The sequence below is a fragment of the Nonomuraea sp. NPDC048901 genome (assembly GCF_040649695.1).
Classification (GTDB): Bacteria; Actinomycetota; Actinomycetes; order Streptosporangiales; family Streptosporangiaceae; genus Nonomuraea.
This window is the reverse complement of the sequence record NZ_JBEZFW010000002.1, coordinates 865,477-891,081: the sequence shown is the minus strand read 5'-3', so window position 1 is coordinate 891,081 and position 25,605 is coordinate 865,477. Positions and strand designations below refer to the sequence as shown.

Here is a 25,605-nt window from a genome sequence, read left to right as displayed (position 1 = left end):
GACCGAAATCTAGCCAGCGGTCGCCGGGATGGTCAAGGGCGGGCAGCCGGGGTCGAGCCTGATCCGGGCCAGGTTCCGCCCCACCAGGGCCCAGGCCCGCCAGCTGCCGGGCTCGAAGTGGAGCTGGGGGTTGGTGTACCACTCGTCGCCCAGGCCGGTGGCCAGCAGCTTGGCGTCGGTGCCCAGTTCGTAGGCGTTGCCGCCGCCGAAGAAGGTGGACACGAACACCTTGCCCCGATGCGCGGTCAGCTCTCCGTAGCCGGCGAGCTTGCCCTGGCTGACCACCTTCTTGGTGGCCAGGTCCAGCGCGATCCAGGCTCCCGAGTCGCGCTTGTACACCCCGTACAGCAGCCCGCGGTGCACCTTGATGTCCTGGAACGTACGGAAATTGGCGACGGGATCGACCTGCCAGAGCACCTTGCGCTTCCTCAGGTCGAAGGCCGCCACGGACGCCGAGGTCTTGACCGGCGGAGTGCCCCCGCCGCCGAGCACGTCGCCGCCCAGGTAGACGACGCCGGCGCCCAGCGACAGGCTCATCAGGCTCTGGCCGGGGATGACGTCCACGTACACGTCCATCTTGCCGGTGTCCGGGTCGACCACGGACAGGGCGCCCGACAGCTTGGCGCCGAGCGGCGCGGAGGCCACCAGGAGCTTGTCGGTCAGCGGGTCGTACTCGATGTCCCACGGCCGCTGCTGGTCGTGGCCCAGGTAGCCGAGCCCGCGCACCTGGTCGGTGCGGATGTCGATGGAGAGGATCTGCCCGCTCGGGTACATCGCCGCGTAGATCTTGTTGCCACGCCGCACCAGGTCCTTGGGCTCGCCGGGCAGGCGGAACCTGCGCTTGGCGCCCGTACGCAGGTCGCGGACCTCCATGGAGAAGTGCCCGCCGATGTAGAGGGCGCGGTTGGGCACGAGCAGCATGCTCTGCGGCCGTTCGGCGCCGGCGGGTATTCCGGCCTCGATCAGGTCCACGAACTCCGACTTGCCCGTACGCAGGTCGAGCCACCACATGCCGCCGCTGCCCGAGACGCCGAACAGGGTGTTGTCGTCGAGCAGTTGCAGTCGCCTGGTCTCGTCGCCGAGGGACGGCGGGTCGGCGATCTTCGTGAGCGTGGCGTCGCCCGTCCGGTAGCGGTAGACGGCGCCGTCCGGGCGGGTGGTGGCGTAGACCGTGCCGTCGGCGGCCACCGTGAGCATGTCCAGGCTGCCCTCCGCCAGGGCGGGCTGCCGGAGGTCGGTACCGTCCTTGCGCACGTCGATGAGGGTCCCGCCGCTGGCCGCGAGCACGCGGTCGCCGTACTCGGCGACGGCGCCGAAGCCGGTGGGGCCGGTGGCGAGCCGCGTGACCGCGCCGGTGGCCCGGTCGATCGACATGAGCTGGGCCTTGTCGAGCAGGCCCGCGTAGACATGGTCGGCGTCCGCGGCGATGGCCCTGACGTAACGCTCGCCGGGCGCCAGTACGCCGAAGTTCCGGACCGCGCCGGTGCTGGGAACGTACTCCCAGACCTTGCCGTCCGGGTACGTCCCCGCGTAGAGGGTGCCGTCGGGCGCCGCGGTCAGGCTCCAGACGAAACCGCCGTTCTTCCCGAACGAGTACAGGTGCTTCACCTCACCCGTCGCCGGGTCGAAGCTGTAGAGGTCGGGGACCGGGTACGTGCCGACATAGATCTTGCCGCCGGACACGGCGGTGGCCCAGCCACCCTCCGCCTCGCCCGCCGCCGGGCCGTCGGGGAGCGTGACGCTCCTGACGACCTTGCGGGTGGCCAGGTCGATCTCCGCCAGTACGGGCGGCTTGGGGCCGCGTTCGACGACGTAGGCGTGTCCTTCGTGGACGACGGCGCCGACGATCGCACCGGTGACCGACGCCGGTCCGAACGTCTCCACCGCCGGGCTCTCACAATTGGCGACGGCAGCGGCTTCGGCGGTGGGGGCTGTGAGGAGGGCGGGTAACAGGCCGGCCACGACGACCATGAGTGAGCGGAGCATGTGGGCCTCGCGTTCATTTCTGAGCAATTATGGCCCTGACCGTAATCTTCTGCGCGCCGTTCGTCAATGGCATGATTGGCCGCATGGCGATTAGGGACAAGGCCGGTATGGTGTTCGACGCTTGGGGGCTGATCGGTGGGCTGGAGGTGGCCCTGGACGTCGACGTGCTCGTGGGCGCCTACCCGGACCGCGACGGGCCGCCCGGGACGCCGGCCACCGTACGGGCGATGCTGGCGGCGCACCGGATCCGGGCGGGGGCGGTGGCGAGCCTGCGCGCGGCACTCTTCGACGTACGCTCGGGCAACGACGCGACCCTCGCGCTGGCCGCGCCCGATGATCTGACGGCGCCCGGCGCGGCGGCGTCCGGCGGAGGTTCGTCTGCGGCGTTCGTGCCGGTCGGGGTGGTGGATCTGCGGGATCCCGTGGGTGCGGGACGGGAGATGGACCGTCTCGCGGCCGCGGGTGTGCGGGCGGTCCGGCTGTTTCCGGACGAGCAGGGTGTGGAGGCCGGTTTTCCGTCGGTCCGGCATGTCGCCCGGCGGGCGACGCGGCTGGATATGACGGTCCTGACCGGTGGCGACGTACGCAGGTTCTGGCAGCCGTTCGCTGGACTGGAGGCCAGGGTGGTCTTCCTCGACACGCACTTCTACCATCTGGGCGACTTCCTGGTGGCCGCCGCCGACGAGCCCGGCTTCCACACCTCCACCCGCCTGCTCAACTCCCCCGACGCGCTGGAGACGGTCGCCGCGGAACTCGGCGCCGACCGGCTGCTGTACGGCTCGCGGACCCCCCACTACGAACCCATTGTCCCGCTGCTCAGGCTGGCGACCAGCGGCCTGAAGCCCGACGAGGTGGCCGCCGTGGCGGGCGGCAACGCCAGGAGGCTACTCGGATGATCATCGATGTCCACGCCCACTGGGGCCCCTGGTTCTTCACCATGGACGTGGCGGGGGCGACCCTCGCCACCATGGACCGCTACGGCATCGACCGGGCCATCGTGTCGTCGACCGAGGCGGTCATCTACGACGCCCCGGCGGGCAACCGCGCCCTGGCCGCCGCCCTCAACGACCAGGGCAACGGCGGGGTGGGCGGGCGCGGAGACAGCCCGGACGGCGGGGTCGAAGGCGGCCGACATCGGTTGTACGGCTATGTCACCATCAATCCCCGCAGGCTCCAGGAGGCGGTCCGGGACTTGGCCGAGTACCTGCCTACCGGCCGGTTCGTCGGTGTCAAGATCCACACCGACTACACGGGCTCGCCCGCCACCTCGCCCCAGTTGCTCGACGCCCTCGAACTGGTCGCCTCGGCGGGCTGCCCGGCGCTGGTCCACACCTGGGGTCCCTCAGTGCTCGACCTGGCCCAGGTCTGCCTCGACACGCCGGGGCTTCGGGTGATCGCCGGGCACATGGGCGCCGACGGGTTCAGGTACGCGATCGAGGCGGCCAGCGCCTGCGACCGTCTCTACCTGGAGCCCTGCTGGTCCCACGCCCCGGCGGGCCGCATCGCCGAGGTGGCGGCGAACGTGGACGCGCGGCAACTGCTGTTCGGCACCGACGCGACGCTCATCGACCCGTCATCGGCCTTCGGCTCGGTCGCCGCGGCGAACCTCACCGGCGAGACGGCCGAGCGGATCGCGTGGCGCAACGCGGCGGAACTGTTCGGCCTGGAGACGGCCCTCTAGCGGCCGTCCGGGGGATCCGAGGCGGTCCGGGGGATCCGAGGCGGTCGGGAGGGGTCCGAGGCGGACTGCCAGAGGGGCGGCGGCCTCAGCGGCCCGAAGCCTTCTGGACATTACGGCCTGGTCCGTTATAGCGTGCGGCGCAACTTCACCAAGGGAGCCGCACATGATCCCCCGTCGTCGTTTCCTGCGAGCGGCCGCCGCGGCCGCCTCCCTCACCGCCGTACCGGTCATCCAGGCCCGGACCGCCGCAGCCCAGTCCGGCGCGGAGACCAGGAGCAGCCGCGAGCCCGAGGGCACCGTCACCGGCCTCGGGCCCGCGAGCGTCGCCAGCCCGCTGGGCAACGGCGAGTTCGTCGGCGGCGTCCTGTACGTGGGCTCCCGCGGCCTGTCTCCCAACGTGGTGGGCGCCTACGACCTGGCCAAGGATTCGGTCACCACCCATTTCGACATCCCCACCGGCGTGGGGATCTGGGCGATGTGCCGGGTGGGCACCGACGTCTACGTGGGCACGCACGCCCGTTCCGACCTCTACCGCATCGACACCGTCGCGGGACAGGTGACGAAGGTCGCCGAATACCCCGACCACTACATCTGGACCATGGCCTCCTCCCCCGACGGCAAGGTCTACATGGGCACGTCGGAGCCGGGCCGCGTCTGGGAGTACGACCCGGCCACGGGCACCAGCCGCGACCTGGGCCAGCCCGCCCCCGGCGAGGCGTACGTACGCAGCATCCAGGCCGACGACAAGTACGTCTACGCGGGCGTCGGCTCCCACGCCCACCTCGTCGCGATCGACCGGGCGACCGGCGAGAAGCGGGAGTTGCTCCCGGCCGCCCTGGCCGACCGCGACTGGGTGTCGAGCATGAACATCTCCGACACCCACATAGCGGGCGGTATGAACTCCCTCGCCGAGCTGGTCGTCCTCGACAAGACCGCGCCGGGGGACTACAAGCTGGTCAAGGCCACGGCTCCGGGCGAGAAGTACGTCGTCGCGGTGCTGATCCACGACGGCTACGTCTACTTCTCCGGCCGCCCTTCGGGCACCTTCTACCGCTACGAGCTGGCCACGGGCAAGCTGGAAGCGCTCGGCGTGCCGTACTTCGAGGCGCTCACACACCGGCTGCTGGCCCACGAGGGGCGCGTCTACGGCATCCAGGACAGCGCGGTCTTCGTGTACGACCCCGCGACGGGCACCCTCGACTACCTCAACCTGGTGCAGCGCGGGCTCAAGGCGGCGCCGGAGGAGCCGATGTCGGTCCATTCCGACGGCCGCCGCGTCTACGTGGGCGGCAAGGGCGGCGCCGACGTCCACGACCTGGCCACGGGCAAGGTGAGCAGGCTGGGCATCTCGGGCGAGCCGAAGACGCTGCTGACCGTCGGCGGCACCACCTACCTCGGCGTCTACACCCAGGCCGCGCTCTACTCCTACCGGCCGGGGGACGCGGAGCCGAAGCTGCTGGCCCGTACCGGCAACCAGCAGGACCGGCCGCGCGACCTGGCCTACGACGCGCGGACGGGCCTGGTCGTGATGCCCACGCAGCCGGAGCCCGGCCACATGAACGGCGCGCTGTCGCTCTACTCACCGCGTACCGGCACGTACGAGACTTATCGTCCCGCCGTCGAGCGGCAGACCGTCTACTCCGTCGCCACCCGCCTCGGCACCGCCTACCTCGGCACCACCACCCAGGAGGGCCTCGGGCTGCCGCCCGTCACCACGAGCGCCAGGCTGGCCGCGTTCGACCTGGTCAAACGGAAGCTGCTGTGGCAAGTCGAGCCGATCGCGGGCGCGCGGTACATCGCCTCCCTCGCGCTGGGCCCGATCACCCTGTACGGCATGGCGAGCACGGGTGAGGTGTTCGAGTTCGACCTGATCCGCAAGAAGGTCACCAGGACGCTGAAGGTGGGCGCCAAGGGCGGCGAGCTGTTCGTCACCGGCCGCGTCGCCTACTGCACCGACGGCGACAAGGTGTACAAGCTGGACCTGGTCACGTTCACGGCGAAGACGATCGTCGAGGGTCTGGCCGGTCAGTGGTTCGGCGGCGAGCCCAAGCTGGCCCTGGACCCCTCCGGCCAGGCCCTGTACGGCGTGCGCGGCCGCGACCTGGTCCGCATCGCCATCTCAGGCCGCCGCTGACCCCGTCAGACCGAGAGCCGTCGCTGAGCCGACAAAACGAGCGCCAAGCCCGTCAGATCCACCCACGTTCCCTCGCCGCCATCCCCGCCTGGAAGCGGGTGATGGCGTTGAGGTCCTGCATGAGGTCGTGGATGCGGCGCTGCACGGTACGCAGCCCGAGCCCGAGCGCCCGCGCGATGCCCTCGTCGGTCAGTCCCCCGGCCATCAGCGCCAGCAGGTCCCTGGCCAGCTCGTCCGGGCCGTCGGCGGCGGGCGGCCGGGGCACGGCGCGTAACGGGAAGCCGCGCAGCCACTCCCGCTCGAACAGCGCGATCAGCGCGTCCAGCAGCGCCGAGTGGTGCAGGATGAACGCCGCGTCGATCGAGTACGCCCCGTTGCGGATGGGGATCAGCGCCAGCGCGTCGTCGGCGATCCACATCTTCACCGACGCGTCCGCCACCACGCGCGCCTTCTCGCCGCGCGCCGCCGCGTCCTGGATCAGCTCCAGCCGGCCGGGCATCGCCAGCACCTCAAGGTCGTAGACGCTGCGGTAGTCGACGCCCGCCTGGATCATCCGCTGCTCCCGCTCGACGTTGTTCGAGTGGTCCGGCATGACGTACGGGGGCTTGTCGATGTTGCGGAACATGCTCTGCGCGCTGTCCTGCAGCGCGTACGCCCGGCTGATGATGTTGTCGGTGCCCATGACCACCTCCACCTGCTCGGCCGGATGCGCCGCGTAGCGCGAGGCCCGCTGGAACGACGCGGTGAGTTCGTGGATGGCCGTCCGCACCTGGTGCAGCTCCTCCTCCTGGCGGCTGAGCATCGGCCGGATGGCGATGTCCGGCGCGACCGCCACGTACCGGGCGCGGCGGCCGGGCAGGCGGCTGGCCAGCCCGCGCCTGGCGAATCCGGCGAGCGTGCGCGCGGCCAGCGGCGTCGACACCCCGCAGTGCGTGGCGAGCTCGGCGGCCGATGACCGCGGATTCTCGACGAGCATCGTGTACAGGCGGCTCTCGGCCGGTGACAGGCCGATCGCTTCGAGCATGGCGGCACCCTTCTGACCGATGGCGGGATACCGCCACCTGGCGGGTTTTGGCCCCTCCGGCGTACTTGTGCCCTGACTGATTCCCAGATTAGGTCAGCGAGGAAACGATCTCCACCGCACAGGAGAGTGCCGTGCGCATGCTGTCCACCCCCCGGCGACGCGGTCTCGGGGCCTTACTCGCGTTCGCGCTGGCGGTGCCGCTGGTCGCCGTAGCCGAGCCGGCCACCGCCGCGCCCGCCGCCGCACCCGCCGAGGCGCCCGCCAACGGGTCCGCCAACGCGCCCGCCGCCGTCAAGGCACCGGGTACGGCGCCCGTCAAGATCACCCTGGTCACCGGGGACACCGTCACCTACTCCAAGGACGCCGCGGGCCGCGCGGCGGTCGTCGTGGACCCCCGCGACGGCCACGAGGCGACGACCTACCAGGCCCAGCAGGACGAGCACGGCTACTACGTGATCCCCGCCGACGCCGGGCCTTACGTCAGCAGCGGTCTGCTGGACAAGGAGCTGTTCAACGTCGACTACCTGGCCGTCAACGGGTACGGCGACGCCAAGGCCGATCGGCTGCCCCTCATCGTCCAGTACCAGCCGCAGGTGAAGTCCGGCGACGTCGCGGGCAAGGCCCGGTCTCTGAAGGGCGGCGCGGAACCGCTGGTCCTGAAGAGCATCGACGGCGCCGCGCTGAAGGTCGACAAGAAGCAGGCCCGAGCGTTCTGGCAGTCCGTAACCGGGGAGACGACCCCGTCGGAGGCCAAGGCGAAGGCGGCCCCCGCCCTCGAGAGCGGCCTGCGCAAGGTGTGGCTCGACGGCAAGGCCAAGGCGCTCGACGACGTCAGCAACCCGCAGATCGGCGCGCCGAAGGCGTGGGCCGCCGGGTTCGACGGCACCGGCGCCACGGTCGGCATCATCGACACCGGCATCGACGCCCGGCACCCCGACCTTCAGGGCAGGATCGCCGAGGCGCGCAGCTTCGTCCCGGCGGGCAGTCCCGGCGGCGGCGACCCGGCCAACGTCTCCGACAAGTTCGGCCACGGAACCCACGTGGCGGGCATCATCGCGGGCAGCGGCGCCGCGTCCAACGGCCGCTACAAGGGCGTCGCGCCCGGTGCCCGGCTGACCATCGCCAAGGCGCTGGACGACACCGGCAGCGGCAACAACTCCGAGATCATCGCGGCGATGGAGTGGCAGGCGGCCACCGAGCACGCCCGGGTGGTCAACATGAGCCTGGGCAGCAACGGCGCGACCGACGGCACCGACCCGCTGAGCCAGGCGGCCAACGACCTGACCGCCGAGTACGGCACGCTGTTCGTGGTCGCGGCGGGCAACTCGGGCCCTGACCGGTTCACCGTGGCCGCGCCCGGCGCGGCGACCTCGGCCCTCACGGTCGGGGCGGTCGACTCCGCCGACAAGATCGCGTCGTTCTCCAGCCGCGGCCCGCGCCTGAGCGACGACTTCGCGATCAAGCCGGAGATCACCGCGCCCGGCGTGAACATCATCGCGGCCCGCGCGGCCGGGACCTCGCTCGGCGAGGGCAGCAGCGTCCCGGGCGGCGGCCCGATCGACGACAACTACACGGCGGCGTCCGGCACCTCGATGGCCACGCCGCACGTGGCCGCCGCGGCGGGCATCCTGGCCGCCCAGCATCCCGACTGGACGCCCGACCAGCTCAAGACCGCCCTGGTGGGCACCGCGCAGCCCCTTGACGCCACCTCGCCGTACGACCAGGGCGCCGGCCGGCTGGACATCGGCCGGGCCGTCACCCAGCAGGTCTTCGACGACCTGTCGGCGGTGTCGGCCGGGTTCACCGACCCGTACACCGGCCAGACGCTCACCAAGAAGGTGACCTACCGCAACACCGGCAAGGACCCCGTCACGCTGGCCCTGTCGGTGGCCCTGACGCACGACGGCACGCAGGCGCCCGCCGGGATGGCCACGATCACGCCGTCGTCGGTGACCGTCCCCGCCGGCGGCACCGCCGCCGCGGACCTCACCATCGAGCCCAAGCTCGGCGACCCCGGCTGGTACGAGGGCCGCCTGACGGCGACGGCCGGGACCGACCGGCTGACGGCCCCCATCGCCTTCCGTAAGCAGGCCCAGATGGACACGGTGCACGTCAAGCTCGTCGGCAAGCCCGAGTGGACGAAGCTGAACCCCGGACCGCTGGCCGTGATCAGGGTCAGCGACACCGATCCGATCCTGGCCGGCGAGCCGCTCACCGTGGTCACCGAGAACTGGCGGACCACCGACGTGCCCGGCACGGTGCAGGTGGACGTGAAGCTCGCCCACGGCGGCGTCTACTCCATCAGCGCCCAGCCGTGGTGGTACACCATGCCGGCCCGCCAGCTCCAGTACGGCCTGCTGATCGCCCCCGAGACCAAGCTCACCGGCGAGACCACGATCACCCTGGACGCGACGAAGACCGAGCAGTTGCGGATCAGCACGCCGCGCGAGTCGGAGCCGGTGTTCCTGAACGTGATGAACGTCCGCACGACCGCCTCGGGACGGATGTACGCCGGCGCCTCGCTGCTGAGCTACGAGCCGGCCATCACCGGTAACTACTGGGTCACGCCCCTGACGTCCAAGCCGACCGTGGGCACCTTCACGTTCCTGTTCGACCAGATCCGCCGGGCGCCGGAGGTCTCGCTGAGCGTGCCGGGCCTGTCGCTGCACCCGCGCTACGTCAGTGAGCACGACGCCCTGGTGCCCAAGTTCGCCGCCGACCAGCGGCTGAGCCTGACCACCATCGGCGCGGACATACGCGGCAAGCTGGTCTACCTCCCCGCCAGGAACTCACTGCAGCTCCTCCTGACCGACATGGAGACGGCGATCAAGGGCGGGGCCGCGGGTGTGATCACCAGCGACCGCTTCGCCTGGATCCTCAGCGCCGACGCCTACCTCGCCCAGAACAAGCTGCCCCTCCTGTGGCTCGACAGCGCCGAAGCCGACACCCTCGGCAAGGCCATGGCCCGCAAGCCGTACCCGGCCGGGAAGCTGACCGTCCAGCCGACCAGCCCGTTCGAGTACAAGCTGGCCTACTACGTGAAGGGCGTCACCGCCGGCCGCCTGACCTTCGCCCCGAAGGCCCGCGACCTGACCGCGATCGACACCACCTACCACGCCCAGTTCCCCATGCAGGCGGGGAGGTGGGGGCCGTACCCGAACTTCAACGAGGTCGACCACACCTACATCCCCGTCCAGCCGCTCAGCGTCCGCGGCTCGCACCTCTTCAACGCGCCCGTGACCCGGACCGAGTACTACAACACGACCGGCAGCGAGGTGCTGTGGCAGCGCGGCTATCAGTTCCGCGACCCCGCCACGGACACCACTCGCCTGGCCATGTCCGAACGGGGGTTCACCCGCGCCACCCAGGAGCGGGAGGACTGGAACGAAGCCCTCATGCCCACCCAGATCACCGCCGGGCCTGACCGGCCGGACTGGGTCGATCCGGGGATCTTCTGCGACGGCTGCCGCCAGGGCGACCGGATGCGGGTGCGCGCGCTCGTCCCGGCCGGCCTGGGCTACTACACCGACGCCTCCGACCCCAGCCACACCTACGTGGGGGCGCCGGGCGACGAGCAGACCCACCTGTTCAGCGGCGAGACGGAGGTGCAGCCCCAGTACGACGAGATCGGCCTGCCGTACTACAGTGTGCCGGCCGGGTCGGGCACGTACCGGCTGACCGATGTGTGGAAGGACGGGTTCACCGGCAAGCACCCGGGCACCAGCGTCGAGTCCACCTGGACGTTCCGATCCGCCCGGCCGGCGAAGGACAACGCCCCCTACCCCTGTCTGGACGGCTTGCTCTTCGGCGACAAGCAGCCGTGTGCCCGGTTGCCGCTGATCCAGCTCCGGTACCAGCTCAACCTGCCGGGGAACGACACCGTGGCGGCCGGCCGGCCGTTCGCGTTCACCGTCAAGGCCGAGGGCGGCGCGTCCGCGCTGCGGGTCTGGACCTCCGCCGACAAGGGCGCCCACTGGACGCCGGCCGTGGTCCTCCCGGCGCCGGGCGGCTCCTACAAGGTCCTGGTGGTCAACCCGGCCGGCAGCATCACGATCAAGGCCGAGGCGAAGGGCAAGGACGGCAACACCGTCACGCAGACCGTCGCCGACGCCTACTTGGCGAGGTAGCCCCCCGCCCTCGCCACCGCGGCCCGTTCCTGCTCCGGCAAGGGCGGGCCGTACGGGTCGTGGGCGTGGGACTCCGGGATGCGGCCCTCGGCCGCCGCGAGCCACAGCATGCGCTGGACGTAGCCCTCCATGGGCTCGGTGAAGGTGGCGGTGGCCAGGCGGTCCAGGCGGCCCGACGCCGCGTCGAAGGCCCGCAGGTCCGAACCTCGGTAGGCGGCCATGACCGCGGCCGTGACCGGGACCGACGCGGCCGCGAGGCCCACCAGGGCGGCCTCGGCGCCCCACAGGAGCGACGGGCCGAACATGCGGTCCTCGCCGGTGATGGCCAGCCTGTCCGCCTCCCTCGCCAGGGTGATGGCACGCTGGCAGCCCATGGCGTCGGACAGCAGCGCGGTCTTGATCCCGGCCACGCCGGGATGCCGGAGGAGGTCCCGCATGGTCTCGGGCGGGCAGGGCCGGGTGTAGAGGTCGAAGGCGATCATGGGGATCCCGGCCGCCCGCCAGATCGCCTCGTGGCCGCCCAGCCGGTCGCCCTCGGCGGGGAAGACCAGGACGCCATCGGCGCCGAGCCTCGCGGCCACCCGGGCCTGCTCCTCGGCCTGAGCGACCCCCCCGGAATGCGCCGACGAGCCGCCGACGCCGACGATGACCGGCACGCCGAGCGCGACCGCGCGCTCGATCACGGCGGCGCGTACGTCCGGGCTCAGGTACGGCCCGCGGCCGGTGTGCGCGAGCACCGCCAGCCCGTCGGCACCGTCCTCGACCAGCCCGGCGAGGTAGCGCGACACCACGCCGAGATCCACCTCGCCCGACTCCGTCATGGGGGTGGCCGCGGCGGCGAGCAGCGTGCCGCGAAGACGATCACGGAGGACTTGTGCCGAAATATCCACCCGAGAGAGCTTATTTCAGCCCAGTCATCGCGATGCTGTTGACCAGGTACCGCTGCAACAGGAAGAAGACCAGCAGGCACGGCACCACGGAGATCGCCGCCGACGCCATCAGCACCGACAGCTGCATCTCCTCGGTCCGCAGCGTGGTCAGGCCGACGGTGAGCGTACGGGTGGCGTCGCTCTGCCCCACGACCAGCGGCCACAGGAAGTCGTTCCAGTGCCACAGGAACACGAACACGCCCAGCGTGGCCAGGACGGGCCGGGTCAGCGGCACCACGATCGTCCAGTAGACCCGCAGCTCGGAGGCGCCGTCCACCTTGGCCGCGTCGAACAGCTCGTCGGGCAGCCCCATGATGAACTGCCGCATCAGGAACACGGCCTGCGAGTTGGCCAGCGTCGGCACGATCAGCCCCCAGAACGTGTCCACCCCGTCCAGGCTGTTGACCAGCACGAACGTCGGGATCAGGGTGGCCTGGAAGGGCACCATCATGGTCGCGAGGAACGTCCAGAACATCGCCTGGCGGCCGGGGAAGCGCTTCTTGGCGAACGCGTACCCGGCCATCGAGGCGGTGAGCAGGATGATCACCACCGAGACCACGGAGTACACCAGCGAGTTGACCGTCCACCCCACGAAGCCGGAGGCGGACAGCACCCGCGTGAGGTTGTCGAGCGTGAGCGAGTCCGGCCACTGCGCGGGCAGGGTCGGGGCGCCCGCGGGCGACAGCGCGACGATCAGCATGGCGGCGAACGGGCTGACGGTCAGCACCGACAGCACGCCGAGCAGCGCGACGAGCGGCCATCTCTGCCGCGTGCGCGTCATGTGTTCCCCCGGTCCAGGAAGCGGCGCTGGATCAGCGACACGATGAGCACCAGGGCGAACAGGACCATCCCCCACGTGGCGGCGTAGCCGAAGTCGAAGGATCTGAAGCCGTGGTCGTAGATGCCGTAGATGAGGGTGTAGGTGGCCCTGGCGGGACCGCCACCGGTCATCACGTAGACGGTGTCGAAGGTCTGGAAGGCGCTGATCGTCTCGATCACCAGGACGAAGAAGAGCGCGGGCTTCAGCAGCGGCAGCGTGATCCGGCGGAAGCGCTGCCACGCCGAGGCCCCGTCGACCCGGGCCGCCTCCAGGTAGGAGCCGGGGATGGCCTTCAGCCCGGCCAGCAGGATCAGCATGGAGTAGCCGAAGCCCTTCCACGCCGACACCACGGCCAGGGCCGGCAGTACCAGCGACGACTGCTCCAGGAAGGCCACCGGGCCGAGCCCGGCCTTGCCCAGGACGCCGTTGATCAGGCCGTCGAACTCGTAGATCCACCGCCAGATGACGCCGGCCAGCACGAAGCTGGTCACGTACGGCAGGAACAGCATGCCGCGGAACAGGCCGCGCAGGAACACGACCTGGTTCAGCAGCAACGCCGTGCCGAGCGAGACGAGCAGGGTGAGCGGCACGTAGACGGCCACGTACACGAGCGTCACGCGCAGGCTCGTCCAGAAGATCGTGTCGTCGAGCAGCCGGGCGTAGTTGTCCGCGCCGACGAAGCTCCACTCCCCGCCGATGTTCCAGTTGGTCAGGCTCATCCCCGCCGCGCCGAGGGCGGGGAAGATCCGGAAGATCAGGAAGAGCACCAGCACGGGCAGCACGAACAGCAGGCCCGTGACCGGGTCACGCAGGCGTTGGCGCATCCCTATCCGCCGTTGCCCAGCAGCGCGTCGGCCTCCTTGGCCGCCGCGTCGAGCGCCGTCTTCGCGTCCTCCTTGCCGAGCAGGGCCGCCTGGATGTGCGGGGCGATGACGCCCATCACCTGGCGGGCCTTCGGGTGGGTGTCACCGGGGAAGGCGTACTGCAGCGACTTGGCGAACTCCGTGGCCGCGGCCGACTGCCCCGGCACGGTCACGTCGGTACGGGCGGGGAAGAAGCCCGACTCCGCGGCCAGGCTCGCGGCGACCTCGGGCGAGGACAGGTAAGTGGCGAACTTCTTCGCCGCGTCCTTGTTCTCGGCGTGCTTGGCCAGCACCAGGGCACCCGGGATGCCGAACGCGACCCGCTTGACGCCCTCCAGCGGCAGGCCGATGCCGACGTTCTCGGCGCCGATCGCGGCGCCGAGCTGGGTGGCCTGCAGGGCGGTGGCCGCGTGGTACATCGCGCTCTTGCCCTTGGCCAGGGCGCCGCCCTCGACCTCGTTGCCCTTGCTGGCGGTGTCCTCGGGCAGGCCGCCGGCGGCCTTCAGGTCGAGCAGCAGTTGCAGGCTGTCGACGCCCTGCTGGCTGTTGAAGGCCACCTTCTTGCCGTCGGGGGCGAAGACGCTGCCGCCGTTGGCCCACAGGATGGGGTAGAAGCTCTGGTTGAGGCTGACCTCGGGCTTGCCGGGGTAGTCGAGCACGGCGACCTTCTTGGCGGCCAGCTTGGGCGCCGCCGCCTTGAGCTCGGCCAGCGTCTCGGGCACCTTGTCGACGCCCGCCTCGGCGAACAGCTTCTTGTTGTAGATGGGCGCGGTGATCGTCTGATAGATCGGCACGCCGTACAGCTTGCCGTTCACGGTCAGCGCGGTGAGCGCGCTGGGCAGGTAGGTCGCCTTGTCCTTGCCCACCACGTCGTCGACGGCGTCGATGGTGCCCTGCTGGGCGTACTGCGGGATCTGGTCGGGACCCAGGACGACGAGGTCGAAGCCCTTCTTCGAGACCAGTGCCGTGGTGACCTTCTCCTGACGGCCCTCCCACGGCTGCTGGTCGATCTTGATGTCGATCGTCGCGTTCTTGGCCTCGAAGTCCTTCTCGACCTTGGCCCAGAACGCCTGGCTCTTGGCCTGGTCCCCGATGACGGGGTACATCCAGAGGGTCACGGTGCTCTTGTCCGAGCCGCTGGATCCGCACCCGGCGGCGGCGAGGGCCAGGGCGGCCGTCAGGCCGAGTGCCGCTGTCTTCCTCATCGGCGGATTCCTTTCGAGTAATACCGGTCCTGACCGAAACCTAATGACGAGGACCTCGTGCGGTCAATGGGCGATACCTGAACGTAACTACGGCCTCCACCGTTAACGCGCGGTGAATCGGGTGATCTCGCGGGCGACGGCGTCGGCGTGCTCGGCCGTGTAGTTCTCGTTCCATTCGATGATCAGCAGCGTCTCGGCGACCAGCCGCTCGGCCTCGGGGCACGGGTTCGGGACGTAGCCGTCGAGCGGGTAGCGCGAGGAGCCGTAGATGGGCCGATCCCACAGTGGGGCGCGGTTCAGCGGCTCCTCCAGGTAACCGGCCCGCGCGGGTATCCCGGCCGCGGCCAGGTGCGCGGCCAGCTCCCGGGCGTCACCCTCGGGCCGCACGATGGGGAACAGCCACCAGGCGTGCCCCTCCGGGCGCGGCAGCCGTACCCCTGGCAGACCCTGAAGGGCGTCGAGCAGCCGTACGGCCGTGCTCCGGCGGGCCGCGACGACGCCGGGCAGCTTGGCGAGCTGGGCCCGCGCCACGGCGGCCTGCAGCTCGGTCATGCGGTAGTTCAGGCCGAAACCGGCGTGCGAGCGCCCGGCCGCCCGGTCCCAGCCCTTGTCGGCGAACAGCCGCATCCGGCGCGCCAGCTCGTCGTCCTCGGTGAGCGCCAGGCCGCCGTCGCCGCAGGTGATGTGCTTCCACTGCTGCAGGCTGAGGGTGGCGACGTCGCCCACCGTGCCGGCCGGCCGGCCGTCCGGCAGCTCGGCGAGCCACGCCTGGGCACAGTCCTCGATCAGCGCCAGGCCGTGCTCGTCGGCCAGCGCCCGCAGCTCGGCCACGCGGGCGGGCGCGCCGAACAGGTGCACGGCCATGATCGCCCGCGTTCGCGGGCCGATCAGCTTGGCCACCGCGCCGGGGTCGAGATTGCCGTCCGAGGGATCTACATCCGCGAAGACAGGGACCGCGTTCTGCGCCAGGATGGGGGCCACGGTCCCGAAGTCGGTGATCGGCGTCGTGATGATCTCGTCTCCGGGGTCCGGCGCAGCCGCCACGACCGACAGATGGAGGGCCGCGGTGCCGGAGCCGCACGCGACCGCGTGGCGCACGCCGTACAAGGCGGCGACCTCGCGTTCGAGCGCTCTGGTCTCGGTCCCCCAGACGGAGCTGAGCATGCCCGAGCGGATCACCCGCGCCGCGGCGGCGACCTCTTCGTCGCCGAGCGTACGGCCGGCGGCCTCGGCCATGGACGGGAACTTCACAGGGGCACCTCACAAGTTATAATTGCGGTCTTGACCGAAAACAGCGAGAGGGAGGCGTGGGTGGGAATCGTCATCGGGGTCGTCGGCCCGCATGATCTGGTCGACGACGTCGCGGCCACCTGCGAGGAGCAGCCCGCGATCACCGCGCTGCGCCTCGACTACGACCACGAGTCGCAGGCGCCCGCGATCGTCGAGGCGCACGCCGCCGCCGTGGAGGGATGGCTGTTCACCGGCATCGTCCCCTACATGCTCTCCCGCGACGCCGAGGTGCTGAGCCGGGCCGCCGCGTTCGTCGACTACTCGGGCGCGACACTGCTCAGCGCCCTGGTACGCCTGCAGCACGAGGGCCAGGACGTCACCGGGCTGTCCATCGACACGCTGCCCGCGGCCGACGTGGTGGCCACGTTCGCCGAGGCCGGGCTGCCCGCCGACACGCTCAGGACGCTGCCCTACCGGCCGGAGATGACCTCCAAGAAGGCGATCGCCTTCCACCGGCGCGGCCCCGCCCATCCGGTGATCACCTGCCTGAGCTCGGTGCACGAGGCCCTGCGCGATGAGATGCACGTGCTGCGCCTGGCGCCGTCCGTCCACTCGGTCCGGGTGGCGCTGCGCCAGCTGCTGCTGACCGCCGAGGGGCAGGCGCAGGAGGACGCGCAGATCGCGCTCGGGCTGATCGAGGTCGAGAACGAGGAGGGACTGCTGCGCGAGGCCACCGCGCTCGGCGGCACGCTGGCCGCCTTCCGGGGCGGCACCCATCTCCTGGTGACCACCCGGGGTCCGCTGTACGACGCCACGGGCGGCTTCACCGGCCTGCCCATGCTGAGCCGCCTCGCGGCGCAGAATCAGGTGGTACGCGTGGGTTTCGGGCTGGGCCGCAGCGCGGCGGAGGCCGAGAGCCTGGCCCGCCGGGCCCTGGCCCGCGCCCGGCGCATCGGCGAGGTCGCGGCGGTGCTGTCGCTGCGCGCCGACACGGACATCGTCCTGGAGTCGGTCGCCGGCGTCCCGGAGTCGGAGCGCAACCTCTCGGTGATCGCCCGCCGCGTGGGGCTGTCGGTGGCGACGATCGAGCGGCTGCTGCAGGCGCGGGCGGCGGCGGGTGACGAGCCGCTGACCACCAGGGAGATCGCCGACCGCCTCGACGTCCAGCAGCGCACGGCCCGGCGCATGCTGCACCGGCTGGAGCTGGCCGGGCTGGCCGAACGCACGGGCAACCTCACCAGCGGCTCCAGCGGCCGCCCCTTGACCCTGTACCGCCTCACACTCTGAGGCGGCGGGCTCGGGGACGGCCGTTTTGGGAGCGGCCGGCTCGGGGACGGCCGGCTCGGGGACGGCCGGCTCGGGGACGGTGCCGCTGGCTCGCATGAGGGTCAGGCGAGCCAGCGGGACAGGCCGGCGCTGACGAAGTCATCGTCCCGTAGCCACGGGTAGGCGGCCCAGATCCGGTCGAGCTCCGCGAGCTGCCCCGGTGAGAGCTCCTCCGCCGGGTCCAGGCACCAGCGCCCCGCCAGCAGCCCCTGGCGGCGCAGCACCTCGTGGATGCCGGGGATGCAGCCGTGGAAGGCGTTGGCCGAGTCGAAGATGGCGGCGTTGGCGTCGGTGAGGTGACCGTCGAGGGTGAGCAGCCGCCGCATGGCCGCGTCGTCGCCCGAGCGGGCCAGCTTGGCCTCCTCCAGCAGTTCGACCGCCCGCCGTACCCAGACCGCCCACTGACCGAGCAGCCCGCCGACGAACTCGATCTCCACCTCGTGGCCGTCCACGACGACCCGGTGGGTGGTGACGAGATCGGCCAGGATGTGGTCGTCGTTGCCGGTGTAGAGGGCGACCTCGGCCGCGCGACCGGCCCGGACCACGCCGTGGAGCACGTCGAGCGTGCGATAGCGGTCAAAGGGGGCGACCTTGATGCCCACCACGGACTCGATCGCCGCCAACCGGGTCCAGAAATTTCGTGACAAAGGGCGTCCGCCGACCGCGGTCTGCAGGTAGAAGCCGATGACCGGCAGCACCTCGCCCACCGCCCGCGCCCGCTCGATCAGCCCGTCCTCGTCCAGTTCCCGGCACGGGCTCAGCAGCACCATGTGGTAGCCGAGCGACCTGGCCAGCTCGGCCTCCGCCACGGCCTGCCGCGTGGTCCCGGTCGCGCCCGCGACCAGGACGACCTCGCGCTCGTATTCCCCCGCGGTCCGCGCGGCCAGCTCCAGCACCGGCGGCAGCAGGTCGGTGCCGTGGATGGCGAACTGCGTGGTGTGCACGCCCACCGCCAGCCCGCCCGCGCCCGCCTCGACGTAGTAGCGGGTCAGCGCCCGCTGCCGCCGCTCGTCCAGCTTCCGGTCCTCGGTCAACGCCAGCGGGTGCGCCGGAATCACCAGGCCGCGCCGGAACAGCTCGCGCACGGACGTCTGCGCCTCTGGAATCGTGCTGAGCACGTCGGATCCCCCTTGGGTCAATGGGCCGGGCACGCGGTTAGAAGCGGCCGTCACGGCGTTCGAACTTGGTGGGCTTGCCGAGCAGCGGGCCGCCGTCGGCCACCCAGCGCGCCGTGTGCTCGATCAGCTCGGCGGGCGTGAGCTCGGGGTAGCCGAACAGGCGGTGGCACTTGCCGGCGTTCGACAGCAGCGCCGTGGGCGCCTCCTCGCCGCTGAACACCGGCTCCTTGCCCAGGGCCGCGCCGAGGTCCAGCGCCGCCTGCCGGACCGAGACCAGCTCGGGCCCGGTCACGTTGAGCACGTACGGCGGTGACTCGGCGAGCAGCAGCGAGCGGAGCACGACCTCGTTGGCGTAACCCTGCCAGACGACGTTGACCTGGCCGGTGGCCAGATCGATCGGCTCCCCGGCCAGGATCTTCCCGGCCAGGTCGACGAGCACGCCGTAGCGCAGCTCGACGGCGTAGTTGAGCCGCAGCAGCGACATGCGGGTGCCGTACGTCTCCGCGAAGTGCGACAGCACCCGCTCCCGGCCGAGGCAGCTCATCGCGTAGTCGCCGACCGGCCCGGTCGGCGAGCCCTCCGTGCTGCCGCCGCCCACGGGGACCAGCGGGTAGACGTTGCCGGTGGACAGGGCGGCGATCCTGGCGTCCCTGAACCTGTCGGCGACCCTGCCCGGCAGGTACGCGTTGGTGAACCAGGTGGCGTGCTCCCGGCCCTCGGTGCCGAACTTGGCGCCGACCAGGAACACCACGTTCGGCGCGTCGGGCAGGTCGCGCAGCGCCCCCTCGTCGGCCACGTCGGCGGCCACCACGGTCGCGCCGTCGTCCTGGAGCGCCTGGGCCAGCCCGGGTTCGGAGAACCGGGACACCGCGATGATCCGCCGGTCGCCACGCGTGGCGTTGAGCGCCAGCCGGACCAGGCTCGGGCCGAGCTTGCCGCCCGCGCCGAGGATCAGGATGTCGCCGTCGAGCCTGCTCAGGTCGTCGACGAGGGCGGGGCTCGGCCGCGCCAGCCGTTCCTCGAGTTCCGCTGTCGTCCGCACGCGGTCTACCTCCGTTACGTCATTTACGGTCCAGACCGTAACTGCGGCGGAGTTCGGCTGTCAATGGGCGCCCTCGGACGCCTGTCGGCGGGCGCCCTCGGACCCCGGGCAACGGGTGGTTCGCGCGCCGGTCGTTGGGCGCTCTCACGAGCCGGTCATTGGGTGGTTTCGCGGGCCGCGACCAGTACCTCCAGGATGGCCCGGGTCTGCGCCCACGGGACCGGGCTCGGCGCGCCCCCGATCATCGCCAGGAACGCCTCGATCGTCCCCTCGTAGCCCAGGCCCTTGACGTGGTCGTCGCCGCCCTCGATCACGACGGTGTCGGTGCCGCCGCGCCGATGGATGGTGACGGAGTAGGACTCCTCGTCGGAGACGCCGAGGATCTCGACCGTGCCCGTGACGCCGCTGTCCCAGCGCAGGGCCATGACGCCGGTGTCCTCCGAGCGCAGGCCCGCGTAGTGCCTGGTGGCCGAGGCCGCGCCGGCCAGCCGTACGTCCGGGCCGAACAGCGCGACCAGCAGCTCCACGCCGTGGATCCCCATGGTCACCATCGTCCCGCCGCCCTCGCCGGGGGTGTCCTGCCAGGCGTTGTAGCCATTGGCCCAGAGGCCGACGTCATGCCGTACGGTGGCCCGGACCGCGAGCACGTCGGCGGGGTCCACCCGCAGCCCCGTGAAGGCCGGGGCGAAGCGGAGCACCGAGCTGGACAGCACGCGGTCGTGGATCCGCAGCCGGTCCAGCTCGCGCAGCTGGGCGCGGGTGGCGACGGCGGGCTTGTTCACGAAGCAGGCCGCGCCGGTGTCGAGCACGGCCGCCAGCGCCCCGGGCACGCGCGGGCTCGGCACGGTCAGCACCACGCCGTCCGGCTCGGCGGCCAGCAGCGCGGCCAGGCTCGGCAGCACCTCGGCGCCGGGGTGCTCGCCGGTGAAGCGGCTCAGCCGTTCCGGGTCCTCCTCCCACACCAGCAGGTCCGCGTGGCGGGCCAGGGTACGGGCGTCGGTGAAGGGATGGCTGGTGGCGAGACCGGCTAGGGCGACACGCATGGCTGGCTCCATTTCGCGACATTTCAGGAAATCTCAAGGAATCTCAGGAAATGGAGCCCATCATGGCATCCGCTAGAGCTCGTCCACCTCCGCGTGGGAGCGGCCGCCCGACAGCTTCGGGTAGCCGGGGCCGCGGTCGAAGAAGCGGCCCGCCGGCGGGCGCAGGTTGGCGCGGAGCTGGGCGGTGCCCTGCTCGTCGATGCGGTCGCCGTCCAGCACCACGCCGTAGTCGCCCAGGGCGCCGGCGATGGACACCTTGCCGTCGCGGACGTCCGCCGCCACGGCGCGCGGGTCCCGGTCGTACGGTGAGCCCCAGCCGCCGCCCCCGGTGGTGCGGATGCGGATGGTCTCGCCCGCCTGCACCTGGTAGTCGTCCACCAGGCCTTCCATCTCCTTGCCCGCGATCTCGACCCGGAACGGCCGCCCGGCCAGCCCGCCGTTGACGCCCCAGCACGACAGGATCGACCGGTCGGCGATCGACATGTACGAGGCGTCCCTGAGCATCCTGATGTGCTTGTCGTAGCCGAGCCCGCCCCTGAACATGCCCGGCCCGCCCGAGTCGCAGGCCAGCGCCAGCCGCTCGACCCGGAACGGCCAGCGCGCCTCGGCGAACTCCACCGGGATGTTGCGCGAGTCGGGCACCACGTGGATGGTGTCCTCGCCGTCGGCGTACCAGCGCCCGCCGGAGCCGCCGCCGAGGACCTCCCTCATCAGGTACGGCACGCCGTCGGCGTCGGCGCCGTGGACGCCGGTGTAGCGGATCGTCTCCTGGTCGGCCGGCATGCGCCCGCCGGTGGCCTTGGCCAGCACGCCCGCGAGCACGCCGAGCAGGCGCAGGATCACGAACGTCCGCGCGTTGGTGGGCGCGGGGAAGATCGGGGTGAGCAGCGTCCCCTTCTCCGGGAAGACCATCTCGATCAGGGGGACGACGCCCTCGTTGACGTCCAGCTCGGCCATGCGCTCCGGGGTGTCGGCGAGGTTGCGCAGGATGGGGGCCAGCCACTTCTTCAGGAACACCCCGTCGGCGTAGTCGCCCGCGTGGTTGATCGGCCCCTTGGCCTGCGGTGACGTGCCGGTGAAGTCGATCTTCAGCGGGGCGTCCGCCGCGTGGTCGACGGTGAGGGTGATCCGCTGGGCGTGCAGCCGTGGTTCGTCCACGCCGTCGTGCTCGGCGTAGTCCTCCCAGGTGTAGGTGCCTTCGGGGATCTTGGCCAGCAGCTCGCGCCGGAACGTCTCCGTCGTCTTGCCGATGATCGCGTCGAAGCACGCCTCGACCTCGGCCCGGCCGTACCTGTCGAACAGCTCGCCCAGGCGGCGCGCCCCCATGAGGCAGGCCGAGCACTCGGCGTCGAGGTCGCCCGCGAGGGAGTCGGGCATGCGCGAGTTGCGGGTCATGATGCGCAGCGCGGCCTCGTTGGGCACGCCCGCGTCCCACAACTTGATCGGCGGGACCATCAGCCCCTCCTCGTACACGCTGCGCGCGTGCGAGGGCATCGAGCCGGGCACGGAGCCGCCGATGTCGTCGTGGTGCCCGAACGCCTGCACGAAGGCCACCACAGAGCCCTCGTGGAAGACCGGGACGGTGACGCACAGATCGGGCAGGTGGCCGATCCCGCCTTCTGACAGGTAGACGTCGTTGTGGAAGAAGACGTCGCCGGGGTTCATCTCCTCGATCGGGAAGTCGCGGACGATCGGCTGGACGAGCGCGCTGTAGGAGCGGCCGGTCAGCTTGCGCAGCCGCGCGTCGTGGATGCCCGCGCGGAAGTCGTGCGCGTCGCGGATCATCGGCGAGCGGGCCGTACGCGCGATCGCGGTCTCGACCTCCTTCTCCACGGAGGCCAGGGTGCCCTCGACGATCTCGACCAGAATCGGGTCAGCCACGCCGCACCTCCACGTTGCCGTAGTCGTCCACCTGGGCGGTGAAGCCGGGATGGATGGGGATCGTCGAGCCGTACTCCTCGATGACCGCCGGACCCTCGACCACGGTGCCCGGGTCCAGGTCGGACCGCTGGTGGATCGGCGTGTCGGCGGCCGAGTCGAAGTGCACGCTCCTGGTCGCCGCCGCGGGCCGCTCACCGGCGCCGGGCTCCCTGCGGCGGATGGCCGGGCGGGTGATGGGACCGATGCCGGAGACGCGCAGGTTGACCCATTCGACGCCGTGCCGCTCGTCGTCGCGGTAGCCGTAGCCGTAGAGCTTCTCGTGCGCCTGGTGGAAGCGGTCCAGCACCTCCCGGCGCCACTCCTCGTCCACCTCGCCCGCCGGGGCGGCCACGCGCACCTCGTACGCCTGACCGTAGTAACGCAGGTCGGCGCTGCGGGCGTAGACCGGCTCGTCGAAGCCCTCCCGGTCGAGCGCCTGCGCCGCCTCGCCCTCCAGCTCGCGGAAGATCTCCGCGGCCGTCGCCGGTGAGAGGTCGCGGGTGACGTGCGTACGGACGTAGTCGTTCTTGACGTCCACCGTGAGCAGGCCGAACGCCGAGACGTTGCCCGGATCGGGCGGGACGACCACCGCGGGCAGTCCCAGGATGTCGATCAGCCGGCAGGCCAGCAGCGGCCCCGAGCCGCCGAACGTCACCAGCGGGAAGTCCCGCACGTCGAGCCCGCGCTTGACGGTGAGCTGGCGGATGGCGTTGCTCTGGTTGAACGCGCTGATCTCCAGGATGCCCGTCGCGGTCCGCTCGGCGCTGAGCCCGAGCTTGTCGGCCAGCGCCTGGATGCCGGTGCGCGCGGCCGCCACGTCGAGCGGGATCTCCCCGCCGAGCAGGTGCGGCGGGATGCGGCCGAGGAAGACGTGCGCGTCGGTGACCGTCACCTCGGTGCCGCCCCTGCCGTAGCAGAGCGGTCCGGGATCGGCCCCGGCCGACTTGGGGCCGACCTTCAGCGTGCCCTCGGGCGAGATCCAGGCGATCGAGCCGCCGCCCGCGCCGACTGTGACGATGTCGATCATCGGGATCTTGCACGGGTAGCGGCCGATGACGCCCTCGGTGGTGATGGACGGCTCGCCGTCGATCACCACCGAGACGTCGGTGGACGTGCCGCCGCCGTCCAGGGTGATCACCGACGGGTGTCCCGCCGTGGAGGCGATGAGCGCCGCGCCCAGCGCCCCGGCCGCGGGCCCCGACAGCACCGTGGTGATCGGCTGGTTGACGACCTCGCGGGCCGACAGCACGCCGCCGTTGGACTTCATCACCGAGAACGGCATGCCGAGCCGGGCCGACAGGTTGGCCAGGTAGCGGCGCATCGTCGGCTTGACCGCCGCGTCCACGAGCGTGGTGACCGACCGCTCGTACTCGCGGTATTCGCGCAGCACGTCGCTCGACAGCGAGACGATCGCCTCGGGGTGCTCACGGGCCAGTACGTCCCGCATGCGCCGCTCGTGGTCCGGATTGGCGTACGAGTGCAGGAAGCACACGCCGATCGCGGTGACGCCCTTGGCCTTGAACCAGCGGGCCACCTCGGCGGCCTGCTCCTCGGCGAACGGGCGCACCTCGGCACCGGTGTGGTCCAGCCGCCCCCCGACGGTCTTGACCAGGTGGATCGGGACGATCCGCGGTGGTTTGACCCAGAAGTAGGAGTTGCCATAGCCGTCGGGCACGCTCTGCCTGGCTATCTCCAGGATGAACTCGAAGCCCTCGGTCGTGATGAACCCCAGGTTCGCGATCCGGTCCTCGAGCAGTTGATTGGTGGCCACAGTGGTGCCGTGCACGACGGAACTCGCGTCGAGCGGCCCCAGCTTCTCGATGCCCCTGACAAACCCGTCGGCCGGGTTCGCGGGGGTCGAGGGGGTTTTGGTGGTGACGATCTCACCGGTCTGGTCGTCCACGGCCACCACGTCGGTGAACGTGCCCCCGGTGTCGACTCCAATACGGACGCTACGCATGGCTCCTCAGCTTCGGCGCCGGCCGAGCACTTCATCGATGACCCGGGGCGCGTTCTCAGTGCCAACATAGGCGGCCAAGCGCACCACTAGCTCCTGTGACCTGGCAAGTTCGGCCTCGACCCTGGCCTTACCCGACTGCCCTGCCTGCACGCCGAAGTAGGCGCCGATGATCGTACCCACCACCCCGGCCACGCCCGCGAACAACGCCGCGAACTCCTTCGTGGCGAACACGGCGGCCCCGAAGGCCACCAGCACCGCGACGATCCCCACCACGACCACAAGGAAGCCGTACCGCCACCTCGTGGCGTCGGCCTGCGCCGCCGTGAGGTCGTCGGTCGTCATCATCGCGTCGAGCGAAGGGGGCTTCTCTGTGACCACGGTTCCTCCTGATAACTCCAGGGGAGAAATCTCCCACGAGGTCAGGTAACAAGCCAAGCCGCTAAGGTGGCCCCCTGTGACCGACACGTTTGCCCTGTCCGCCGTCCCGTCCGGCGCCCGTGATGCCGTACTGAAGTTCTACTTCGGTCCCATGGACTGCGGGAAGTCCACGCTCGCGCTGCAGATGAACTACAACCACGGCCGCCAGGGCCGGCGCGGGCTGGTCCTGACCAAGCACGACCGCTCGGGCGGACCCCAGGTCACCAGCAGGATAGGGCTCGGCCTGGACGCCATCGAGGTCGTGGACTCCCTCGACCTGGTGACGCTCGTGACCGGCCACGACAGGATCGACTACCTGATCTGCGACGAGGTCTGCTTCTACACCGTCGACCAGATCGAGCAGCTCGCCGACCTGGTGGACGACCACGGCATCGACGTCTACGCCTTCGGGCTGGCCTCGGACTTCAGATCCGTGATGTTCCCGGCGGCGCAGCGGCTGTTCGAGCTGGCGGACGAGGTGTGCCGGTTGCAGGTCGAGGTGCTGTGCTGGTGCGGGCGCCCCGGCCAGCTCAACGGGCGGATCGTGGGCGGGGAGCTGGTCCGTACGGGCGAGCAGGTCGTGATCGGCGACACGGACGCGTCCCCGGTCCGCTACCAGGTCCTCTGCCGCCGCCACCACCGCGCGGGCCTCCTGGGCGAGGGCACTGCCTGAGCCTGGCCACCTTCTTCCATGGCCCTTAAAGGGGCCCCAGCCACGACAGACCGTCTACCCTCGCTCCCCCGGAGGGGGTATCCCACCCTAAGGACCCCAGCCCGAGC

Annotated in this window: 19 protein-coding genes; 6 read left to right on the top strand and 13 right to left on the bottom strand. The window is 71.2% G+C overall.

The window, feature by feature from the left end:
- Window positions 1-9 precede the first annotated feature (9 nt).
- Window positions 10-1,986, bottom strand: coding sequence for a hypothetical protein (locus AB0C30_RS09140; protein WP_357941242.1), 1,977 nt, complete (start codon window positions 1,984-1,986; stop codon window positions 10-12).
- An 83-nt stretch (window positions 1,987-2,069) separates the two neighbouring features.
- Here AB0C30_RS09140 and AB0C30_RS09135 point away from each other — a divergent pair, with 83 nt between their 5' ends.
- The 3 genes from AB0C30_RS09135 to AB0C30_RS09125 all read left to right on the top strand — a co-directional run bounded on the left by AB0C30_RS09135 (window position 2,070) and on the right by AB0C30_RS09125 (window position 5,801).
- Window positions 2,070-2,882 carry an amidohydrolase family protein gene (locus AB0C30_RS09135; RefSeq protein ID WP_357941240.1) on the top strand — a complete coding sequence of 271 codons (813 nt, stop codon included), beginning with the start codon at window positions 2,070-2,072 and terminating at the stop codon, window positions 2,880-2,882.
- Window positions 2,879-3,667 carry an amidohydrolase family protein gene (locus AB0C30_RS09130; RefSeq protein WP_357941238.1) on the top strand — a complete coding sequence of 263 codons (789 nt, stop codon included), beginning with the start codon at window positions 2,879-2,881 and terminating at the stop codon, window positions 3,665-3,667. Before AB0C30_RS09135 ends, AB0C30_RS09130 begins: the two co-directional genes overlap by 4 nt.
- A gap of 163 nt (window positions 3,668-3,830) precedes the next feature.
- On the top strand, window positions 3,831-5,801 hold the full coding sequence (locus tag AB0C30_RS09125; RefSeq protein ID WP_357941236.1) for a hypothetical protein: 1,971 nt from the start codon (window positions 3,831-3,833) through the stop codon (window positions 5,799-5,801).
- A 52-nt stretch (window positions 5,802-5,853) separates the two neighbouring features.
- Here AB0C30_RS09125 and AB0C30_RS09120 read toward each other — a convergent pair whose 3' ends face one another.
- Window positions 5,854-6,825: a helix-turn-helix domain-containing protein gene (locus AB0C30_RS09120; RefSeq protein ID WP_357941234.1), complete on the bottom strand. Its 972-nt coding sequence runs from the start codon at window positions 6,823-6,825 to the stop codon at window positions 5,854-5,856.
- 137 nt (window positions 6,826-6,962) lie between these two features.
- Here AB0C30_RS09120 and AB0C30_RS09115 point away from each other — a divergent pair, with 137 nt between their 5' ends.
- Window positions 6,963-10,952 (top strand): S8 family serine peptidase, encoded by a 3,990-nt coding sequence (locus AB0C30_RS09115; RefSeq protein WP_357941498.1) that lies wholly within the window; start codon window positions 6,963-6,965, stop codon window positions 10,950-10,952.
- Here AB0C30_RS09115 and AB0C30_RS09110 read toward each other — a convergent pair.
- The 5 genes from AB0C30_RS09110 to AB0C30_RS09090 form a co-directional block, all read right to left on the bottom strand.
- Window positions 10,937-11,842 carry a dihydrodipicolinate synthase family protein gene (locus AB0C30_RS09110; protein ID WP_357941232.1) on the bottom strand — a complete coding sequence of 302 codons (906 nt, stop codon included), beginning with the start codon at window positions 11,840-11,842 and terminating at the stop codon, window positions 10,937-10,939. The genes AB0C30_RS09115 and AB0C30_RS09110 overlap by 16 nt on opposite strands.
- Window positions 11,843-11,852: 10 nt before the next feature.
- Complete coding sequence (locus AB0C30_RS09105; RefSeq protein ID WP_357941230.1) at window positions 11,853-12,662, bottom strand: carbohydrate ABC transporter permease; 810 nt, start codon at window positions 12,660-12,662, stop codon at window positions 11,853-11,855.
- Window positions 12,659-13,525, bottom strand: a complete 867-nt coding sequence (locus tag AB0C30_RS09100; protein ID WP_225289419.1) for a sugar ABC transporter permease — start codon at window positions 13,523-13,525, stop codon at window positions 12,659-12,661. Before AB0C30_RS09100 ends, AB0C30_RS09105 begins: the two co-directional genes overlap by 4 nt.
- Before the next feature lie 2 nt (window positions 13,526-13,527).
- Window positions 13,528-14,769, bottom strand: a complete 1,242-nt coding sequence (locus AB0C30_RS09095) for a sugar ABC transporter substrate-binding protein (RefSeq protein WP_357941227.1) — start codon at window positions 14,767-14,769, stop codon at window positions 13,528-13,530.
- A 102-nt stretch (window positions 14,770-14,871) separates the two neighbouring features.
- Window positions 14,872-16,020 (bottom strand): DegT/DnrJ/EryC1/StrS family aminotransferase, encoded by a 1,149-nt coding sequence (locus AB0C30_RS09090; RefSeq protein WP_357941225.1) that lies wholly within the window; start codon window positions 16,018-16,020, stop codon window positions 14,872-14,874.
- A gap of 30 nt (window positions 16,021-16,050) precedes the next feature.
- Between AB0C30_RS09090 and AB0C30_RS09085 the strand changes: the two genes are divergently transcribed.
- On the top strand, window positions 16,051-17,286 hold the full coding sequence (locus tag AB0C30_RS09085; RefSeq protein WP_357941223.1) for a hypothetical protein: 1,236 nt from the start codon (window positions 16,051-16,053) through the stop codon (window positions 17,284-17,286).
- Between the two features lie 101 nt (window positions 17,287-17,387).
- Here AB0C30_RS09085 and AB0C30_RS09080 read toward each other — a convergent pair whose 3' ends face one another.
- The 6 genes from AB0C30_RS09080 to AB0C30_RS09055 form a co-directional block, all read right to left on the bottom strand.
- Window positions 17,388-18,443 (bottom strand): dihydrodipicolinate synthase family protein, encoded by a 1,056-nt coding sequence (locus AB0C30_RS09080; protein ID WP_357941221.1) that lies wholly within the window; start codon window positions 18,441-18,443, stop codon window positions 17,388-17,390.
- Window positions 18,444-18,480: 37 nt separating this feature from the next.
- Window positions 18,481-19,485, bottom strand: a complete 1,005-nt coding sequence (locus AB0C30_RS09075) for an NAD(P)-dependent oxidoreductase (protein ID WP_357941219.1) — start codon at window positions 19,483-19,485, stop codon at window positions 18,481-18,483.
- Window positions 19,486-19,640: 155 nt separating this feature from the next.
- On the bottom strand, window positions 19,641-20,528 hold the full coding sequence (locus AB0C30_RS09070; protein ID WP_357941217.1) for a Gfo/Idh/MocA family oxidoreductase: 888 nt from the start codon (window positions 20,526-20,528) through the stop codon (window positions 19,641-19,643).
- Between the two features lie 72 nt (window positions 20,529-20,600).
- Entirely contained in the window at window positions 20,601-22,409 is a 1,809-nt protein-coding gene (locus AB0C30_RS09065; protein ID WP_357941215.1) for a hydantoinase B/oxoprolinase family protein, read from the bottom strand.
- Window positions 22,402-24,408: a hydantoinase/oxoprolinase family protein gene (locus tag AB0C30_RS09060; RefSeq protein WP_357941213.1), complete on the bottom strand. Its 2,007-nt coding sequence runs from the start codon at window positions 24,406-24,408 to the stop codon at window positions 22,402-22,404. The genes AB0C30_RS09065 and AB0C30_RS09060 overlap by 8 nt, the downstream gene beginning before the upstream one ends.
- Before the next feature lie 6 nt (window positions 24,409-24,414).
- Window positions 24,415-24,786 carry a hypothetical protein gene (locus AB0C30_RS09055; protein WP_357941211.1) on the bottom strand — a complete coding sequence of 124 codons (372 nt, stop codon included), beginning with the start codon at window positions 24,784-24,786 and terminating at the stop codon, window positions 24,415-24,417.
- 76 nt (window positions 24,787-24,862) lie between these two features.
- On the opposite strand from AB0C30_RS09055, the gene AB0C30_RS09050 reads away from it, so the two are divergent.
- A complete protein-coding gene (locus AB0C30_RS09050) occupies window positions 24,863-25,498 on the top strand; it encodes a thymidine kinase (RefSeq protein ID WP_357941209.1) in 636 nt (211 codons plus the stop codon).
- The last annotated feature ends 107 nt before the right edge of the window (window positions 25,499-25,605 follow it).

What these genes read in the sequence shown, in the direction of transcription:
- AB0C30_RS09100 (WP_225289419.1), bottom strand. Translation starts at nt 13,525, where the DNA reads ATGCGCCAACGCCTGCGTGACCCGGTCACGGGCCTGCTGTTCGTGCTG.
- AB0C30_RS09135 (WP_357941240.1), top strand. Translation starts at nt 2,070, where the DNA reads ATGGCGATTAGGGACAAGGCCGGTATGGTGTTCGACGCTTGGGGGCTG.
- AB0C30_RS09105 (WP_357941230.1), bottom strand. Translation starts at nt 12,662, where the DNA reads ATGACGCGCACGCGGCAGAGATGGCCGCTCGTCGCGCTGCTCGGCGTG.
- AB0C30_RS09120 (WP_357941234.1), bottom strand. Translation starts at nt 6,825, where the DNA reads ATGCTCGAAGCGATCGGCCTGTCACCGGCCGAGAGCCGCCTGTACACG.
- AB0C30_RS09125 (WP_357941236.1), top strand. Translation starts at nt 3,831, where the DNA reads ATGATCCCCCGTCGTCGTTTCCTGCGAGCGGCCGCCGCGGCCGCCTCC.
- AB0C30_RS09115 (WP_357941498.1), top strand. Translation starts at nt 6,963, where the DNA reads ATGCTGTCCACCCCCCGGCGACGCGGTCTCGGGGCCTTACTCGCGTTC.
- AB0C30_RS09070 (WP_357941217.1), bottom strand. Translation starts at nt 20,528, where the DNA reads ATGCGTGTCGCCCTAGCCGGTCTCGCCACCAGCCATCCCTTCACCGAC.
- AB0C30_RS09060 (WP_357941213.1), bottom strand. Translation starts at nt 24,408, where the DNA reads ATGCGTAGCGTCCGTATTGGAGTCGACACCGGGGGCACGTTCACCGAC.
- AB0C30_RS09140 (WP_357941242.1), bottom strand. Translation starts at nt 1,986, where the DNA reads ATGCTCCGCTCACTCATGGTCGTCGTGGCCGGCCTGTTACCCGCCCTC.
- AB0C30_RS09130 (WP_357941238.1), top strand. Translation starts at nt 2,879, where the DNA reads ATGATCATCGATGTCCACGCCCACTGGGGCCCCTGGTTCTTCACCATG.
- AB0C30_RS09095 (WP_357941227.1), bottom strand. Translation starts at nt 14,769, where the DNA reads ATGAGGAAGACAGCGGCACTCGGCCTGACGGCCGCCCTGGCCCTCGCC.